The 1,049-nt window shown below is 64.3% G+C and carries 1 protein-coding gene; it reads right to left on the bottom strand.

What is annotated here, in order from left to right:
* Positions 1 to 118: 118 nt before the first annotated feature.
* A partial coding sequence (locus tag WEB61_RS04205) for an IS256 family transposase (RefSeq protein WP_368063074.1) occupies positions 119 to 1,049 on the bottom strand: 931 nt, incomplete at its 5' end.

The raw sequence follows: 1,049 nt of genomic DNA, 5'->3' as shown, positions 1-1,049 counted from the left end.
ATGCCAGCCAGGGGGAGGGTCTCACATGGGTCAATTCTCAGTGGAAATCTTGCGCGGTGCCGTAGCTGAATGTGTTGGAATTTGGCGGCGCAGCCTCCGGTAGGACGAGATTATCGGTTCATGCTGCGAGGTCAATCTGGAAGTCGAGCGGCTTGTCGGGCAGCGTCCGCCAGCCGTCAATCTTTCGCATCGAGATCTGGCCGGACGCCATCAGCGCCCAGAACAGCATGGCCGCGGTTTCGGCCGAAGGCAGCACCGTCTGGGTCTTGATGCGCCGCTTGAACTCCTCGTGCAGACGTTCAATGGCGTTTGTTGTCCTGGCGCCTTTCCATTGGGATGGCGGCAGCCGGGTGAAGGCGAAGAGGCGTTCGCCAGCTTCCTCCAGGCTGTCGGCCACCGCCCGGCACTTGAGCCGCCATTTGCGCAGGAATGTCTTGCGGCGGATCTCGATCTCCTCCGGCGTGGCCGCGTAGATCATGTCGGTGTAATCGGCGCTGACCTCCTCGTGCAGTCGCTCCGGCGCATGCGCCAGCAGGTTACGGTGCTTGTGAACCGTGCAGCGCTGAACGGGCACGCCATCCCATAGGGTGGTGATGGCGGCATCGAGCCCCTTGCCGCCATCGACGATGAGGAATTCGGGCCGGCGAAGGCCGCGTGCGACGAGATCGTCGAGGACGATCCGCCAGGCCTCGGTCGTTTCGCCGCCCATGTTCTTGACGGCAAGCAGAACCTTCTGGCCGTCCTCACGCACGCCAACGATCACCAGCAGCGAGATCGAGGTCGCCTTGCGGTCGAGCCTGACGCGGACCATCGTGCCGTCCAGGATCAGGCGCACGATCGGTTCGTCCGCCAGCGAGCGGGCGTTCCATGCATCCCAGTCGGTCTTCACCTTGCGCCAGGTGCGGCTGACGATGTCCTTGCCGATCGCTCCGCCGAACAACGCGGCAAGCGCTCGCCGCACACGGCGCGTGTTGGTACCGGAAAGATAGACCGAGGCGATCAGCGCGTCGGCCGCCTGCGTGCGCCGCTGATAAGCCCGCAGGGCCTTG

The organism is Parvibaculum sp. (assembly GCF_040882025.1).
Taxonomy (GTDB): Bacteria; Pseudomonadota; Alphaproteobacteria; order Parvibaculales; family Parvibaculaceae; genus Parvibaculum.
This window is presented reverse-complemented; position numbering and strand designations above follow the sequence as displayed.